This is a genomic window from Protofrankia sp. Cj3 (genome assembly GCF_917627355.1).
In the GTDB taxonomy this organism is placed as follows: domain Bacteria; phylum Actinomycetota; class Actinomycetes; order Frankiales; family Frankiaceae; genus Protofrankia.
On record NZ_CAKJTR010000008.1, the window covers coordinates 26,219 to 40,786 of the forward strand.

Genomic DNA, 14,568 nt, shown 5'->3' on the forward strand with positions numbered 1-14,568 from the left:
TCCCGCAGCTGGAGCCGGGCGCGAGCGGTGGCCTTCACAGCCGGCTCTGGCGTGTCACTCGTTGCGGGGGCTCGTCTTCGATGGCGGGGCACCCTGCCGGCTGGGTGGGATGTGAGCCCTCCCTGCCGACAGGGTGTTGGGCGCGGGGCCTCTACGCGGGGCTGGGTCAGGCCGGGGTGATCTGCTTGGCGGTGGTGTAGCGGGCGGCGACGTCGGCCCAGTTGACGATGTCCCACAGGGCGGTGACGTAGTCGGCCTTGACGTTCTTGTACTGCAGGTACCAGGCGTGCTCCCAGGCGTCGAAGGCCAGCAGCGTGGTGTTGCCGATGCCGACGTTGCTCTGGTGGTCGTAGACCTGCTCGACGAGCAGGCGGCCGGAGAGCTGGTCGTAGGCGAGGATGCCCCAGCCGGAGCCCTGGACGGTGGTGGTGACGGCGGTGAGCTGGGCTTTGAAGCTGTCGAAGGAGCCGAAGGACTCGGTGATGGCGTCACCGAGGGCGCCGTCGGGCTTGTCGCCGCCGTCCGGGGAGAGGTTCTGCCAGTAGATGGAGTGCAGGATGTGGCCGGAGACGTTGAACGCGAGGGTCTTCTCCAGGCCGACGATCGCGCCGAAGTCGCCCTTGTCGCGGGCTTCGGCGAGCTTGTCCAGGGTGGTGTTGGCGCCGGCGACGTAGGTCGCGTGGTGCTTGTCGTGGTGCAGTTCGATGATCTGGCCGCTGATCGCCGGCTCCAGCGCGGCGTAGTCGTACCGCAGGTCGGGCAGGGTGTAGACGCTCACCTGGTCGTCCTTCGCTGGTTGGTGGTGGACGATGATCCGCGGGTGTGCGGACCGTCGGTGTGGTTCGTGGGCGAGGAGATGCCGTCAGCCGCTCTCGGCCGAGCCGGCTGGCCTGGCGGGTCCGGCGGTGCCGGAGACGTACGTGCGCTGGATGTCGCGCAGGATGTCCCGTGCCGCGAGGTCTGATCCCGAACGGTCGGCGAGATCGTTCAGGGTGATTCCGCACAGGGTTGCCAGCCCGAGTACGAGCTCGGCCATGGCCGCTGCCGGGTTGATGCGCTGTGCGCCGTCGGTCATCACCCGCTGGACGCTCTCCCAGAAGAAAGCGGGGTCGTCGACGGAGTCGGTGTAGGCGGTCATGATCTCGATCGCTACCGGCAGGCACGCCGCCATTGGGTCGGTAGGGATGCTTCCCACAGATCCTGCTCCCTTGGTCGGCCTGCGACTGAACATTAGTTGCCTAAGATTCGCAGTTGCAAACTAGAGGAGCTTGTCAGGGGTGTCGAGGTGGTCGCGGCTTCTTCCGTGGACGCCACGGCGCGGGCACGTTGCCAGATCCGACTGATCGTCTGACTTGGGATGGCGAACCACAGCCGACCGTCCGGCCCGGTACCGAACCGCTCCAGGTACGCAGGAGCGCGGTCAGCCGACCCAGGTGACGCGGAGCACGGTGATGGTGATCCAGCGGTCTTCGATGGTGTAGAGGATGACGCCCCAGCCATCGCCGAACGTCGCCGTCCACTGGTCCTCAGGCTTGCTGTAGATGCCGTGCGCGCGGGGGTCGGCCACCAGGCGCCCCAGCGCCGTATCGAGCTGGTGGCGTGCTTCGGCGGACAGCGAGTCCCGTTGCTCACGGGCGTAGTCGACCCAGCGGACGGCGTAGGTGGCCATCAGACCGTGCGGGATGGCGCGTATGGATGGCCAGGCGGGTACCAGGTTTCAGCGATCACAGTGGGGTCGCCGGCGGCGATGCGGCGCCGGTCGGCGTTGATGCCGGCCTGGATCTCCGGGTTGGCGCACAGCAACGCCTGCGGCCACCAGCGGTCGATGACCTTCTGCGCGGCAGCGAGGTCGAGGTCATCATCGACGCGGGCGAGCGCGGCGCGGAACTCAGCTTCGAACTCGGCGCGGCGGTCCGGATCGAGCGCGGCGCGGACCGCCGGTCCGGTCCGTTCCACCCGGTTCCGGACCCCGTAGATCGGGGTCGTCACGTCGGCGCTGCCCATTTCACCATTGTGCGCGCACCCCACCCACCTCAACCTGGGTGGCCGCACCCACCTTTCGATCGGGAGAGCCCGCGATCGCCAGGCGCGAGGCCGGCCTGTGCGTCGAGGCGTGAGCCCCCCGGCTGCTCGACGCGCCGCATGGGACACGTGGCGGTTTCAGGGAGTCAGCCCATCACGCTAATGGTCAAGTACTCACGCCGTCACAGGCGGGCACGACATCCCGTCAGTCGCGGTCTGTGCCTTCGGATTGGAAGAGTAGATCCTGGTAGGCGCGGCGGTATCGAACGTGTCTGCTCTTGAGGCTGCTACCGACGATGTCGACCGAGCCTTCGTCCCGCATGATCTTCAGCCACCGTCGGATGGTCTGGTCGCGCAGACCGGTCCGGGCAACGAGTTCGGAGCGTGAGAGAGTCTCGTTTCCGAGGGCGACGAGCAGCTCCGGTCGGCGGTCGGCCCGAGAGGACTGGCCTTTCGTTGAGGTTGTTCGCCAGGACAGCTGGTACCTGGCCCAGCGGCGGGTTCCGGTCTGGGTGACGAGTTCGCGAGTGACCAGGTCCCGAAGTTCGCTGGTGGCGACACGGGAGTCGACGCCAGTCGCGTTGCGGTAGGCGCGATTGTCAAGGATTTCTTCCTGGCGTAGGAGCGCGAGGGCGACGCATTGGCTGTCGGTCAGGCCCTTCTCACCCAACCCGGTGATCCAGGCGACGGTCTCCTCGCCGAGCAGGGTGTGGTTGGGGAAGACGACGACAAACGACGAGATCTTGTCGTTGAAGTCCGGTGGGCTCATTCCCGCGGTGAGCAGCGAGTCGAGCATGGCACGGATGCCCGACCCGCGGTTCTCGCAGACGGTGCGGGTCCCGCCGGGCAGCGGGACATCTTCGAGGATCTTGATGAGGGTGGCGTTGCGGGCTGAGGAGACACCGTCTTCGCCGAGACTGTCGACTGTGACAGGACCGAACAGACCGCCCGGATTACGGATCACCAGGCGGTCGGGTACATCTCGACCTGGACTTGGGCGCCTCGAGCGCCCCCGGACAGGTCGCGGTGGACCAGTGCGTTGACCACGGCTTCACGCAGAGCGGTCTCTGGGTACTCCCAGACGTCCTGCCGACCCGCACCCCCGACGACAGCCCGACGAGACATGTTCCGGCGGACGGTGGCCAACGTGTCGCGGACCATGACCGGGACCGGGCCTTCCAACGTCACGTTGTCCAGGAACCTCTCGGTGGACCGGCCGCCGGTCTCGGTCGGGTAGTGGACGAAGGTGACCATCAGCTGCGGGAATTGCTCCTGCGGATACCTGCCCAGGGCGAGCAGGCCTCCCAGCGACGCCATGTCCTCGCCGCTGTCTCCAGTCACGAGCACCTTGGCGCGACGCAGCACAGCCAAGCGGTCCAAGTCCTTGAACGCGTAGGGCCTGCTGGTCCTCAGCCGGGCGACCAACGCATCGACCATGGCCGCATCCAGATGATCGAGACCAACGCCAGAGACTGTTTGCTCGTCCTCACGAGGCTGACCACGTGAGGAGAGCATCATCTGGACCTCGTAGGCCGACAGCCGACGATCACCGTCGCAGACCCTGACGTAGCTACCCTTGGTGATGCCGGCCCCACGCGAGTAGCAGGGCTTCCGTGCGGGATCGAGCTCGGGGACCTCGGCGACCAGGATCTGGGCGCCCTCGAAGTCGTGGACCTTGATCAACGGTCGGAGCGGCGGTTCCATGTCCTCGGAGCACATGGAACCAAGATCAGCCGCGAGCCTCGCCGGATCGGGAAGTCCCGTCGGTGCGAAGCCCTGGGTCTCGTCCAGACCAAGGACGACCACACCGCCTCGCGTGTTCGCGAACCCGGAGAGAGTCTCGCGCAGCGACTTCGGCAGTCCGCCGTGGGCCTTCTTCACCTCCACGTCGGCGATGTCCGTACCGATGGCGCGAAGGTTGTCGACGATCTCCGCGAGCTCGACGTCGAGCGTCCATCCTCCTCACCAGCTAACACACTAGCTAGCATGATAGTTGGCATGAACTGCGGCCGGGTGCCGGTGTCGGGTGTCCGGCCGACCGGCCGCCGACGGTTCCAGTGGTGGACCGGGCTGGGCTGTGGCGCGTCTGTGTCGGGTGCTGCTGGATGCCCATGGGAAGATTCGGTCCTGCCCGGCAGCGTCTGCCGCATGACCTGGCCTCGGCCACCGTGGTGGCTCACGCCGTCTGGAGGGCTTGGTCGGCGAAAGCCGTGAAGATCGAGTCAAGTTGACGTATCGTGACGACTACCCGCTCCACAGCGCGACCTTCAGGCGCACCTGACCAGCACTTTCGGCGTTAAGCCCCGGTCATCATTACTAGGCGTAGCGGGCGGCGGCGGTCGGCCGGCGGATCGCAGGTCCCTGCGTAAGCCTGCGTTCTGACCGGGGCGACAGCGCACATGCCTCGTCGGGCTGGGGCGGAGCCCTGTTAGCGCGACAGCAAGGGCAAGGCGGCGGCCTCCCTGTTCTTCCGCGTGGGTCAGGCATCGCAGATGAGGGCGCAGGCGGCGACAGCGGGCCGGTAGTGATGCACTCCGCCGCCACACCGTCTGCCCGTAGCCCCCACCGATCGGCCCTGAACGCCGCACCCTGGAAACGAACCCGTGCAGCGAAAAACCGACATAACGAACAATCGGCAGAGCAATCTAATAACCTGAGGTAGCCGAACGATTCGGCTGGCGCTATCAGCGCTGGTCCCGAAATAGCTTTATCAGCTACACTTGATAGTCAAACAACTACAGAGGGTGCCCCCAACGGGATTCGAACCCGTGCTACCGCCTTGAAAGGGCGATGTCCTAGGCCGCTAGACGATGGGGGCGGGCGACGGCGACCGGGCCAAGCTACAACCCACCCGCAGTGTCAACCGTTGGGAACACTGCAAGCATAGGGGTGCCGGGCCGCTGGAGACAAACGGGCTCTATGCCGGTCCCGGCCATGGCCTCGCAACCACCGGGCTCCACAACCCGCCCAGCCCTCGTCGCGACGCCACGCACTCTGTTGCCGGTTACTCTTAGGCGTCGGCCAGTGCCGGCAGCGGGTTGACCCAACGATAGCGCGGGAGGAAGAAGGCCCGCACCGGACGTCCACCGATGGCCAGGTTGTGGGTGATCGGAACCGATCCGGCCGGATACGCCACATCGAACGACAGCGTCACGTCATCGGCTCGTTCCAGGGGGGTGTTCGGGTCGTAGACCCAGAGGGTGACAGCGGTTTGTCGCTGTTCGTAGGCGTATGCCAGCAACTGGTGGTTGGCCCCGAGCTGGAACGGGTCGTACGAGCGCAGTGTGATGACTCCGAGTGGGGCCAGCACGCCGCGGTCGAGGTCGAGCCGCAGCCGCGGCCACTCGTTCACGACCGTGATGCGCCGGCTACCGCGTACCGTCAGCGAGGACCGCGTGGTGTCCGTGTCCGGAGTCGCCATGAGCTGGTAGTAGCGGACAACACCGCGCGGGATGTCGAAGCTGTCAAACAGCCGGCGAACGATGTAGCGGTACAGCGGTGAGCCCGGCGGCGGTGGTTCCTGCAACGCCGGTGGGGTCAGGCTCGCCTCGAAAAGATCACGCGCCGTATAGATCATGCCGCCGCACAGGCCGCGGCTGGCGTCACCGATCGGTACCTGCCCGATACCCGGAATATTGATCTTCAGGACGGGCTGCTTCGGAAAGTCGTTGATGAAGGGCAGCCCACCGCTGCTCGGGCGAAATCCCTCCACCGCGCCATGAGCGTCGACCATCTCGCCTCATCTCCCGCACAACCGTGTCGCCTGGGAATGACAGCCGTCTGGGAATGATGCCCCAGGCGCTCGTCCGTACCGCCAGGCGGGCCGTGATCGGCTGGTCCGGCGCCCACCAGGGAGAAGGCACGGACGCGATCGACGCTCCAGCAGACCCGCCCCAGTGGTGACAGCCAGGTGACCGGGACCGCCCAGGTGGGTATGCCAGCCGGTATGAAGCATCGTCCCGAAGGCATTCCCGCAGCCCAGCTGTCGGACGAGGACCTCACCCGTGAAGTGGGCCAGCTGCACACGACCCGTCACGATGCGTTCCTGCACGGCAGCAGGGATGCGTTCGACACACATACCGCCCGGATGCTGAGCCTCGAGTACGAGTATCTACGCCGTTTCGCGGCGGTCATCGGGCCGGACCCGCGGCGCACCCGAGCCGGCAGCCGTCAAGCCGCCGAGGCGGGCCGTGTCAGCTCGTGACGGCCGTCAGTCGTGCGGCCATCAGCTCGTAACGGCTGGTCGCGATGGGGCCATCAGCTCGTGATGTCCCGGGTGCCGAACACGATCCGGGCAATGATGATCATTGCTGCCCCGTAGCCGCTCTCGAGCACCAGCCCACGTCTGATGTTCACCCAGCTCATGGGTGCACGGAACAGGTCGACGAACCCCATCCAGTAGTGGGTCGGCAGGTATGGCTGGATCGCGGCGGCAGCCGGCAGCTGATCGAGGACTCCCGCGGTGACGAGGACACCGAGGGCTCCGAGTGTCGCCGCGAGCGGCGTAGCGGTGACCACCGACAGGAACAGCCCGATGCCGACGATGCCGAGCATGGACGCGGCCACGAACAGCGCTGAAAGCGCGATCCGGATGCCTGCCTGCGACAGGGAGAGAGGAGGCCCAGCGCCGGACAGCGGCCGGATGGGGGCCAGCCCGAACAGCCCCCAGCCGACCACGAAGGAGGTCGTGATCACCGCCGTCACCGCGATCACCAGATAAACCATGATCCCGGCGAGCTTCGCGGCCAGTAGCCGGCCCCTGCCAACCGGCCGGATAACCAAGTAGCGCAAGGTCCCCGCGTTGGCCTCGCCAGCGATCGCCTCACCGGCCAGCAGCAGTACCGCCACCGGTAGGAACAACGGCAGGATGAGGGCGAGGGCCGCGACCGGAAGCCACGTCCCGTTGTGCACGACCTCCGCGAGGAAGGCTGGACTTGCGGTGCTCGACCCTATTCCGCTAATTTTCAAAAAAAGTGCGACGATCACTGGAAGTGCCGCGAGCATCAGCACTGACATCCACGTCCGCCGTCGTACCAGCAGGATCCGGAGCTCGACGCGGATCATCGGTCATCCAGGATGGATTCCAGGTCACCGGCTGGATCATTGCCGGTCAGTTCCAGGAAGACATCCTCAAGTGATCGTCGTTCCACCACCAGTTCGGAGACGCGCACACCGGCTGAGACCAGCGCGGCGTTGAGCGCCATCGGGTTCTGCGTCCGGGCGACCAGGGAATGCCCGTCGCGGGCCTCGAGCACCCGTTCGAGCAGGTGCGCCGCGAGGTCGGAATCCGGGGTACGCAGGGTGACCCGGCCGGTCGGCCCGCACAACGTGTCAAGGGAGTCATGCGCGACCAGCCGGCCATCACAGATGATGGCTGTCTCGGTGCAAAGCATCTCAACCTCCGAGAGCAGGTGCGACGAAAGGAAGACGGTCGTTCCCTCGGCGTTCAGCTCAAGCAGCAGATCACGAATCTCCCGGATGCTCTGTGGGTCGAGACCGTTTGTCGGCTCGTCCAGTATCAACAGACGAGGCCGGCGCAACAGGGCCGCGGCGAGGCCGAGCCGTTGTTTCATCCCGAGTGAGAACCTGCTGATCGGCCGGTCGTCGATGGCGCCGAGCCCGACCCGGTCGAGGGCGTCCTCGATCCGTCTCCGGCGGCTGCGTCGAGCACCGCCGCGGCCGGCCGCGTCAAGCGCGGACAACTCGACCCGGGCCGACAGAAAAGTGTGGAACGCGGGAGCCTCGACCAGCGCACCGATCTTGGGCAGTACCTGCCGAGCGTGGCGGGGCATGCTCCGGCCGAGAATCTTGACGCTACCGGCGCTCGGGCGCACCAGGCCGAGCAGCATGCGGACAGTCGTGGACTTGCCCGAACCGTTGGGGCCGAGGAACCCGAACCGGTCACCGGTCGCCACCTGGAGGTCGAGGCAGTCCACCACGGTCCGGTGCCGGTAGCGTTTGGTCAGGCCGTCCGCGTGGATCGCGAACGTCATCCCGGTTCTCGCGTAACGTCGACAGGTTTGAGTTGCTGACTGGTGCTGGGGACGCCAGGCTGTCCCAGGACAGTGCCCGCCTGCCGGACGATATTGAAAGCGCCGGGCATGCGGCAACCACGCGGCGCGGTTGATGAGGCAGCCGCGCCGGCTGCCAGCGTGTCCAGCGGATGCTGGCCCAACGCGCGGCGGCAAGATGATCGCAAGGTAGGCACTGTGCCTACTAGTAAAGCGGTGCGGTCTTATGTCATCGACAGTTGGGTAGGGCTTGACTCGCGTGTCGCGCCGGAGTGATCGAGACGGCTCTGGCGCATTGGGCGAGGACAGGGCATAGCGGACCTGCCCCGGGCGCTCTAAGAGCACCCGGCAATAGGGGCGTGGATCAAGGAGCGGGGCTGGGGTGCGTGCATCGCGAGGCGGAGGAGGGAGCCACCCTGGTGTTGGGTGGTGACCGACGACAACACAGCGAGGTGCGTGCCCCAGCCCCGCGACGCCGCGTCCCCTATTGCCGGTCGCTCTAAGTGCCGACCACTAAGCGGCGGGCCTGTCCAGGCGAGACACGCTCACGACGTATCCATCCGGACCGGGTGGCGGTCCGCCGCGGTCTCTTGTGTGATCTCGTTGCGCAGCGCCTTCAGCGCACTGACGTAGATCTCCGAGAAGGTGGGGAAGGGCTGGATGACATCGCGCAGCACCTCGAGCGGCACGCGGGCGCGGATGGCCAGGGTGGCCTGCTGCAGCCACTCGCCTGCCTCGGGGCCGAGCGCGTAGGCGCCCGTCAGCCGGTCGCCGTCGCTGCACAGCGTCAGGAAGCCGTTCGACCTGGCGTAGGCGTGGGTGTAGGTGGCTGTCTTGGACACCTCGGACACCAGTGCGGTCGCGGTGAACCGGCCCTCGGCGGCGCCGACCGCGGCCGCCTGTGGGTCGGTGTAGACCACGTCCGGAACAGCCTCGTAATTGGCCTCGCGGGGCTCACCGAGGATGTTCGCGGCGACGACTTCGCCCTGGTACTTGCCGACATGGGTCAGCAGCCGCACCCCGGTGACGTCGCCGATGGCCCACAGGCGCTCACCGGCGCGCAGGTAGGCGTCGACCGCGACGCCGCGCCGGTCGGCCTGGACACCGAGCGTCTCCAGGCCGATGCCGTCCACGCGGGGACGCCGGCCGGTGGCGACCAGCAACCGGTCGCCACGTAGCTCGCGGCCGCTCTCGAGGGTCAGCACGTAATCCCCGCCGTCGCGTCGCGCCGCGGCCGCCCGCGCGCCGAGGAGCAGCTCGACGCCGTCACGGCGCAGAACCTCACCGAGCGCCTCGCCGAGTGGCGCGGGCTCGCGGGCCAGCACGTGTCCCGCGCCCTCGACGAGGGCCACCTCGCCGCCCAGCCGGCGCACGGCCTGAGCCATCTCGACACCGACCGGCCCACCGCCGACGATCAGCAGGCGGCGCGGGACGGCCTTCATGCCGGTCACCTCGCGGTTGGTCCAGACACCGTCCAACTCGCGCAGGCCCGGGACCGGCGGCATGACCGGATCTGAGCCGGTCGCCAACACCACATGCGCCGCCGCGTAACGCCGGCCGTCGACCTCGACCACGCCGGGCCCGCTCAGGCGCCCGGTGCCGCGGATCAGGTCGATGCCCTTGCTCGCCAGCCAGGCCTGCTGCCCGGCGTCGGAGTGGTCCGAGACCATGAAGTCGCGATAGGCCAGCGCGCCCGCGACATCCACTCGCGCGGTGGCTCCCACCTCCCGCGCCTGACACACCGCCTCGCCGGGGCGCAGCAGCGTCTTGGACGGGATGCACGCCCAGTACGAGCACTCGCCGCCGACCAGCTCCCGCTCTACCAGCGCCACCCGTAGGCCGCCATCGGCCAGCTCGCCAGCGCAGTGCTCGCCCGGTGAGCCGCCCCCGACGACGATCACATCGTAGTCGCGGCCGGTCATCCGCCAGCCACCCGCACGTCCCGCGCGCCCACCATGTACCGCGCATACCAGTCTGGCCAGTCCGGGCCGGCCCGCCCGATCTCTTTCTCGTGCCTGCCGGGGACGGCCGCCGTAAGCCCCGTGCCGAGTGCCACGCAGAAATTCTTGGCTCGATCCACATCGGATACCGGCAGCGGCACCACCTCAGGTCTTATATTAATGATCTTGCTCCTGTTCTGTTGGCGCCGGTGGCTGTGCCAATGGCAATGCCACCGAATCGGGTCTGGGACCCAGGCTCGCGCCACCCATTGTCAAAGTCCAGGAACGCCTGGCGCATCACCCACAGGACGTGAGCCGTCGGCGCCGTCTCGGGACCATCTGCTCGAATGCTGTCAGTCTCACGGGCCGAGATGCGCCGGATCCGTCCGCGATACCGGAGACGACCGGTAACGTCCTGCATGCCGGACTGCGCTGGTCCGGGAGGTTCGAGCCGGTTGAAGAGGGGTTCGCAGTGGAGAGCGTGCAGGCCACCGAGTTCGGGCCGTTGGCGGCGCTGGCCGGGGAGTGGGAGGGCGACGAGGGCCTCGACGTGGCCTTCTCGAACGCCGAGGGCCGCATCGTCGAGACGCCGTTTCGTGAACGTATGTCGCTCAAGCCGTTCGGCCCGGTGGCGAACGGCCCGCAGGTGCTGTATGGCTTGGACTACCGCACCGCCGCGTGGCGCGCAGGGGAGGAGAACCCCTTCCACACCGAGGTCGGTTACTGGTTGTGGGACGCCGTTGCCGGCCAGGTGATGCGTTGCTTCAATGTGCCCCGTGGGCAGAGCGTGCTGGCTGGCGGCACAGCGGCGCCGGACGCGACCGCCTTCACCATGCGGGCGGAGGTGGATTCGGAGACGTACGGGATCCTGTCCAACCTCTATCTGGCGAAGGCCGCCCGCACGATCGGTTTTGAGGTCACGGTGACAGTGCGGGCCGATGGCGTCTTCGCCTACAGCGAGAAAACATTGATCACCCATGCCCGCTGGGATGGCGTGATCGAGCACACCGACCGCAACGTGCTGCACCGTATCGTAGGCTGAGCGGAAACAGTGCCCCGGCGAATGGCCCCGGCGAGCGGTTCCCAACAGCCGGTTCTCGGTGACAGCGGCCAGCGCCGCGCTCGATTTCGTGGCCAACCGCCGCCGTGCTGAACAGGTGCTCGGCGTCTCGTATGCCTTCGGGGCTGGTCCGGATATCGCCGATCAGGAGATTTCTGGGCGTCCGCCCGGGTCAGCGAGCGGGAAAAGTGTCGTGCAGCGCGCGGAGAATCTCTCCGTGCGCTGCCTCGATGTTCCCGCGGGGAAACCGGATCTCCTGAATCCCGGCGAGGTTGGAGAACTCCTCGACGCCTTCTTCCCGGATGATGATTGCCTTTTCGAAGCCCAGTCTGCCCTGGAAAAGGCCGGTCTCGTGAACCACGTTCTGGCGCGACCGGACGGTACCGAAATGCGTCTCGTCGTCCGCGGTGTGGAGGAGTAACGCGAAGTCCGCCTGCTGGAGCATCTCCCACACGACGTGCGCCGCCGACCGGCCGTAGCGGGGCGCGCTCTCGAAGGTCACCACTCGGAAACCGAACTCGGACAGGTAGTCCTTGAGGATGCGCCACAGCTGGTTCGGCCCGCCGTGCCCGATGAAGATCGTAGGTTGCCGCCCGCCAACCGCCCGTCCTTCGGGAGCTGTTTCGGGCTGGCGAGCACGCGGCACCGCCGAGCTCGAATCGTCGATCACCTCGAGAATAGTACGGGACATCCGTTCGTCTGGTAATTCGACGACCAGCTTCGCCCGCGGCGGGCGGAAGCGGTAGTCGAAAGAAAAATCGAAGAGCTCATACCGCGGCCCGTTAATGCTGATCTTGCCATGCTCGGACTGCTCGGGGTCATATGTGCTGAACCAGGCCGGCCGGAACACCAGCGCGTCCCCGCTGGGTGTGGACAGCCGCCGGGTAACGGGCCGGGCGGGTGTCCCCGACGGATAGAGTTCCAGTGCGACGACGGTGATCTCCACGTCATCGCGGCCGTGGTCGTCCTCCCAAGCGGCTTTCACGAACTCGTACCACATGTCATAGGCGCTCGCGAGCTGAGCGTCCGGCACACGGACAGCCATGTCGACTGCGGCCCTTGGCATTCAGGAACGTCCTTTCCCCGCTGGCACCGGCCAGATTACTCTGCCGGTCCTCGAGCGGTGCACGCCGTGTGCAAGCGGCGTAAAAGATGGCCCTGTCGACGGGCGACAGGCGTCGGCCGGGCCGATGCTGGCCAGGTGGTCAGGAACAGGCGAAGATGAGGAGGTGGTCATGCCAAGTGAGGCTCAGCCGATCGGCGCACTCAGCCGGAGCGGTTTGAAGATCAAAAAACTGTCCGAGCTCAGTGAGCCTGTGCTGGAGTCCTTCTACACAGAGGTCCTGACACCGGCCTTCCCGCCGGACGAACTCATTACCTGGGACGAACTGCGCGGGGCCGCCGCCGACCTGGGCCCCGGCGCGCTGGTCCTCGATGGTGAAACCCCGCTGGGGGGAATGCTGGGTGAGATCTACCCCCGATCCGGGGTGCTCCTGCTCAGCTACATCGCGGTGCGGGCCGACGCGCGCGGTCGCGGCATCGGCCAGACGCTGCTCACCGATGTCATCCCCCAGTGGCGGGCGGCCATCCGGCCGTCGTTGGTGATTGCCGAGATCGAGGATCCGCGTTTCCACCAGCCGAATGTTTACGGTGACCCGGCGGCCCGGCTCAGGCTGTACCAGCGGACGGGCTCCAGGCTTCTTCCTATGCCGTTCTTCCAGCCGTCTCTGCGGCCTGGCATACCGCGGGTCTTTGACATGCTGCTGATCTGTCCAGGCGAAACCATGCCGACAGTGCCGGCAAGGACCGTGAGCGCTTTCCTCGACGAGTACTTCGAGCTGTGCGAGGGGAGCGAGGCCCGTATTGTTGACCCCGATTATCAGGAGCTGCGGCGGTTCGCCGAGCGGGGCGATGGTGACAGGCTCCCCCTGTGGCCGCTGGACCGTGTGCGGGAGATACCGAGATTCACCGAGGCTGGTTAGTGACGGGTTCACCGCACATCGTGCTCGTCGACGGGGATGACACGGCTGTCGGCATGCTGATGGACGCTCACCACCGGTTTGCCGTCCTGCTCGCGGCGGCGGTCGGGGCGCGTCCCGCCGCGGCCGCGCTGGTTGAGCGCGCCTGGGTCGACACCGTCGCCGCGGCCCTGACCCAGGTGGGAACACCACTCCCAGGGGTCCGGGCGAGTCTGCTCGATGCCCTCCTGCGGCTGTTGCGGGAGCATGACCAACTCGATGACACCGATCCCGTCGGCGAACCGCTGACGGGATCACGAGCGGGCTTTTTCCTGCCTCCAGATGACCGCTGGGCGGGATGGTGGGACACCGGCCTGCCGTCCTGGCCAGCTGGCCAGGTACCCACTGCCGACCAGGTGCTTCACGCCGTGCGCCGCCTTCCGCCGCGCCAGCGGACGCTTCTCATCCTCCGGGACGCGGCAAAGCTGTCGGTGACCGAGACCGCTCACATCATGGGCGTGCCAGCGGAGGAGCAGGGCAGGCTCCTCGACGGCGCTCGGGAGGCATATGTGGCGCATCTTGATGAGGAGGTCAGGGCCGGTGACAGCGGTGATCTGGACGGCCGCGGCCGGAACGCCGGAGGAGAGCAGTGCTGAGGGCGCTGGACGTCAGCTGTGACGTTATTTTCGACCTGGTGGGTGCCTGGTACGACGGAGAGCTGACCGAGGGCGATCAGAGCGCGTTTGAACAGCATCTGCTCTTCTGCCCGCCTTGCCTCGCCTACAGCGAACGGGCGCGCCGGTCGCTGGTGGCGTTGACAGCGGCGGCCACGGCAGTGGTGCCCGCGGGGCTGGCGGCCCGGGTCACGGCGGCGGCGCTGGCCGCCGCCAGGCCTTCGGGTGTGCGGAGAGAACAACGATGAGCTACTACAAGTTTCTCCGTCCGGCGGGGACAGGCCCGTTCACCGGTTACCCCTGGGGGGCGACGCGGGGCAGGTGGGTGCAGGCCAGCCCGGTCATGCCGTGCAAGGCCGGCATCCACGCCTGCCGGGTAGAGGATCTGCCCTACTGGCTCACCGAGGAGCTCTGGCGGATCGATCTCGATGAACCGCTCATCATCGGCGCGAACAAGGTCGTGGCCAGACGTGGTCGTCTCGGCATGCGGGTTGCGGAATGGACGGGCGAAACCGCTCGGGAATTCAGCGTCGCCTGCGTCTGCCGGGTCGCCCACCACGCTGGCGCTGAGCTCCGGGACGCGGGGCTGCCTTCGCTCGCCGAAGATATCGAGGCCGCCGCGGCGGCCTTCGCCCAGGCCGGAAGGGGCGATGTGCTCGACGCGCCGGCTCGTGCGGGGGCTGAGGCGCCCGTCCGGGAACCGGGTTCCACAGCCAACCTGCTGTCGGCATACGTGATCGACGCGCTTGAATCGCTCGACGCCGACCCTCCCGCGGCTGTCGCCTACATCGGGGCGCGGGCCGCCAACCAACGTAGTGCTGTGATGGAAAGCGACCCATATGTCACTGAACGTCGCTGGCAGGCGTTGTGGCTTGCAACCCGGCTGGGGCTGCCCGCCCCGTT

At 67.3% G+C, this 14,568-nt stretch carries 18 protein-coding genes and 1 tRNA gene; 6 read left to right on the top strand and 13 right to left on the bottom strand.

The window, feature by feature from the left end:
• Window positions 1–166: 166 nt before the first annotated feature.
• The 8 genes from MJ783_RS02100 to MJ783_RS02135 form a co-directional block, all read right to left on the bottom strand.
• On the bottom strand, window positions 167–778 hold the full coding sequence (locus tag MJ783_RS02100) for a superoxide dismutase (RefSeq protein WP_239308198.1): 612 nt from the start codon (window positions 776–778) through the stop codon (window positions 167–169).
• An 84-nt stretch (window positions 779–862) separates the two neighbouring features.
• Window positions 863–1,195 carry a hypothetical protein gene (locus MJ783_RS02105; RefSeq protein ID WP_239308199.1) on the bottom strand — a complete coding sequence of 111 codons (333 nt, stop codon included), beginning with the start codon at window positions 1,193–1,195 and terminating at the stop codon, window positions 863–865.
• Window positions 1,196–1,420: 225 nt separating this feature from the next.
• Window positions 1,421–1,669: a type II toxin-antitoxin system RelE/ParE family toxin gene (locus MJ783_RS02110; RefSeq protein ID WP_239308200.1), complete on the bottom strand. Its 249-nt coding sequence runs from the start codon at window positions 1,667–1,669 to the stop codon at window positions 1,421–1,423.
• On the bottom strand, window positions 1,669–2,004 hold the full coding sequence (locus MJ783_RS02115; RefSeq protein WP_239308201.1) for a DUF6247 family protein: 336 nt from the start codon (window positions 2,002–2,004) through the stop codon (window positions 1,669–1,671). Before MJ783_RS02115 ends, MJ783_RS02110 begins: the two co-directional genes overlap by 1 nt.
• Before the next feature lie 223 nt (window positions 2,005–2,227).
• The gene (locus MJ783_RS02120; protein ID WP_239308202.1) at window positions 2,228–2,986 is read right to left on the bottom strand and encodes an ATP-binding protein; all 759 of its coding nucleotides are present in this window, start codon (window positions 2,984–2,986) and stop codon (window positions 2,228–2,230) included.
• The gene (locus MJ783_RS02125; RefSeq protein ID WP_239308203.1) at window positions 2,983–3,909 is read right to left on the bottom strand and encodes a helix-turn-helix domain-containing protein; all 927 of its coding nucleotides are present in this window, start codon (window positions 3,907–3,909) and stop codon (window positions 2,983–2,985) included. The genes MJ783_RS02120 and MJ783_RS02125 overlap by 4 nt, the downstream gene beginning before the upstream one ends.
• An 858-nt stretch (window positions 3,910–4,767) precedes the next feature.
• Window positions 4,768–4,840: transfer RNA gene (locus MJ783_RS02130), tRNA-Glu, on the bottom strand.
• A 192-nt stretch (window positions 4,841–5,032) separates the two neighbouring features.
• Window positions 5,033–5,755, bottom strand: coding sequence for a hypothetical protein (locus tag MJ783_RS02135; protein WP_239308204.1), 723 nt, complete (start codon window positions 5,753–5,755; stop codon window positions 5,033–5,035).
• Between the two features lie 213 nt (window positions 5,756–5,968).
• On the opposite strand from MJ783_RS02135, the gene MJ783_RS02140 reads away from it, so the two are divergent.
• Entirely contained in the window at window positions 5,969–6,226 is a 258-nt protein-coding gene (locus MJ783_RS02140; RefSeq protein ID WP_239308223.1) for a DUF6158 family protein, read from the top strand.
• A 53-nt stretch (window positions 6,227–6,279) separates the two neighbouring features.
• Here MJ783_RS02140 and MJ783_RS02145 read toward each other — a convergent pair whose 3' ends face one another.
• The 4 genes from MJ783_RS02145 to MJ783_RS02160 all read right to left on the bottom strand — a co-directional run bounded on the left by MJ783_RS02145 (window position 6,280) and on the right by MJ783_RS02160 (window position 10,089).
• Window positions 6,280–7,086, bottom strand: a complete 807-nt coding sequence (locus MJ783_RS02145) for an ABC transporter permease (RefSeq protein ID WP_239308205.1) — start codon at window positions 7,084–7,086, stop codon at window positions 6,280–6,282.
• Window positions 7,083–8,015: an ABC transporter ATP-binding protein gene (locus MJ783_RS02150; protein WP_239308206.1), complete on the bottom strand. Its 933-nt coding sequence runs from the start codon at window positions 8,013–8,015 to the stop codon at window positions 7,083–7,085. Before MJ783_RS02150 ends, MJ783_RS02145 begins: the two co-directional genes overlap by 4 nt.
• A 563-nt stretch (window positions 8,016–8,578) precedes the next feature.
• The gene (locus MJ783_RS02155; protein WP_239308207.1) at window positions 8,579–9,955 is read right to left on the bottom strand and encodes an NAD(P)/FAD-dependent oxidoreductase; all 1,377 of its coding nucleotides are present in this window, start codon (window positions 9,953–9,955) and stop codon (window positions 8,579–8,581) included.
• A complete protein-coding gene (locus MJ783_RS02160) occupies window positions 9,952–10,089 on the bottom strand; it encodes a hypothetical protein (RefSeq protein WP_239308208.1) in 138 nt (45 codons plus the stop codon). The genes MJ783_RS02155 and MJ783_RS02160 overlap by 4 nt, the downstream gene beginning before the upstream one ends.
• A gap of 356 nt (window positions 10,090–10,445) precedes the next feature.
• Here MJ783_RS02160 and MJ783_RS02165 point away from each other — a divergent pair, with 356 nt between their 5' ends.
• A complete protein-coding gene (locus tag MJ783_RS02165; protein WP_239308209.1) occupies window positions 10,446–11,015 on the top strand; it encodes a heme-binding beta-barrel domain-containing protein in 570 nt (189 codons plus the stop codon).
• A 190-nt stretch (window positions 11,016–11,205) separates the two neighbouring features.
• Here the strand turns inward: MJ783_RS02165 and MJ783_RS02170 are convergent, their stop codons facing one another.
• Window positions 11,206–12,099, bottom strand: coding sequence for a TIR domain-containing protein (locus MJ783_RS02170; protein WP_239308210.1), 894 nt, complete (start codon window positions 12,097–12,099; stop codon window positions 11,206–11,208).
• A 169-nt stretch (window positions 12,100–12,268) separates the two neighbouring features.
• Between MJ783_RS02170 and MJ783_RS02175 the strand changes: the two genes are divergently transcribed.
• The 4 genes from MJ783_RS02175 to MJ783_RS02190 form a co-directional block, all read left to right on the top strand.
• Window positions 12,269–13,015, top strand: coding sequence for a GNAT family N-acetyltransferase (locus MJ783_RS02175; protein ID WP_239308211.1), 747 nt, complete (start codon window positions 12,269–12,271; stop codon window positions 13,013–13,015).
• Complete coding sequence (locus MJ783_RS02180; protein ID WP_239308212.1) at window positions 13,015–13,647, top strand: RNA polymerase sigma factor; 633 nt, start codon at window positions 13,015–13,017, stop codon at window positions 13,645–13,647. Before MJ783_RS02175 ends, MJ783_RS02180 begins: the two co-directional genes overlap by 1 nt.
• On the top strand, window positions 13,641–13,913 hold the full coding sequence (locus MJ783_RS02185) for a zf-HC2 domain-containing protein (protein ID WP_239308213.1): 273 nt from the start codon (window positions 13,641–13,643) through the stop codon (window positions 13,911–13,913). Before MJ783_RS02180 ends, MJ783_RS02185 begins: the two co-directional genes overlap by 7 nt.
• A partial coding sequence (locus MJ783_RS02190) for a hypothetical protein (protein WP_239308214.1) occupies window positions 13,910–14,568 on the top strand: 659 nt, incomplete at its 3' end. The genes MJ783_RS02185 and MJ783_RS02190, both read left to right, overlap by 4 nt.

Excerpts from the sequence above, each read along its gene's own strand:
- MJ783_RS02110 (WP_239308200.1), bottom strand. The coding sequence starts at position 1,669 with ATGGCCACCTACGCCGTCCGCTGGGTCGACTACGCCCGTGAGCAACGG.
- MJ783_RS02115 (WP_239308201.1), bottom strand. The coding sequence starts at position 2,004 with ATGGGCAGCGCCGACGTGACGACCCCGATCTACGGGGTCCGGAACCGG.
- MJ783_RS02135 (WP_239308204.1), bottom strand. The coding sequence starts at position 5,755 with ATGGTCGACGCTCATGGCGCGGTGGAGGGATTTCGCCCGAGCAGCGGT.
- MJ783_RS02140 (WP_239308223.1), top strand. The coding sequence starts at position 5,969 with ATGAAGCATCGTCCCGAAGGCATTCCCGCAGCCCAGCTGTCGGACGAG.
- MJ783_RS02145 (WP_239308205.1), bottom strand. The coding sequence starts at position 7,086 with ATGATCCGCGTCGAGCTCCGGATCCTGCTGGTACGACGGCGGACGTGG.
- MJ783_RS02150 (WP_239308206.1), bottom strand. The coding sequence starts at position 8,015 with ATGACGTTCGCGATCCACGCGGACGGCCTGACCAAACGCTACCGGCAC.
- MJ783_RS02155 (WP_239308207.1), bottom strand. The coding sequence starts at position 9,955 with ATGACCGGCCGCGACTACGATGTGATCGTCGTCGGGGGCGGCTCACCG.
- MJ783_RS02170 (WP_239308210.1), bottom strand. The coding sequence starts at position 12,099 with ATGCCAAGGGCCGCAGTCGACATGGCTGTCCGTGTGCCGGACGCTCAG.
- MJ783_RS02175 (WP_239308211.1), top strand. The coding sequence starts at position 12,269 with ATGCCAAGTGAGGCTCAGCCGATCGGCGCACTCAGCCGGAGCGGTTTG.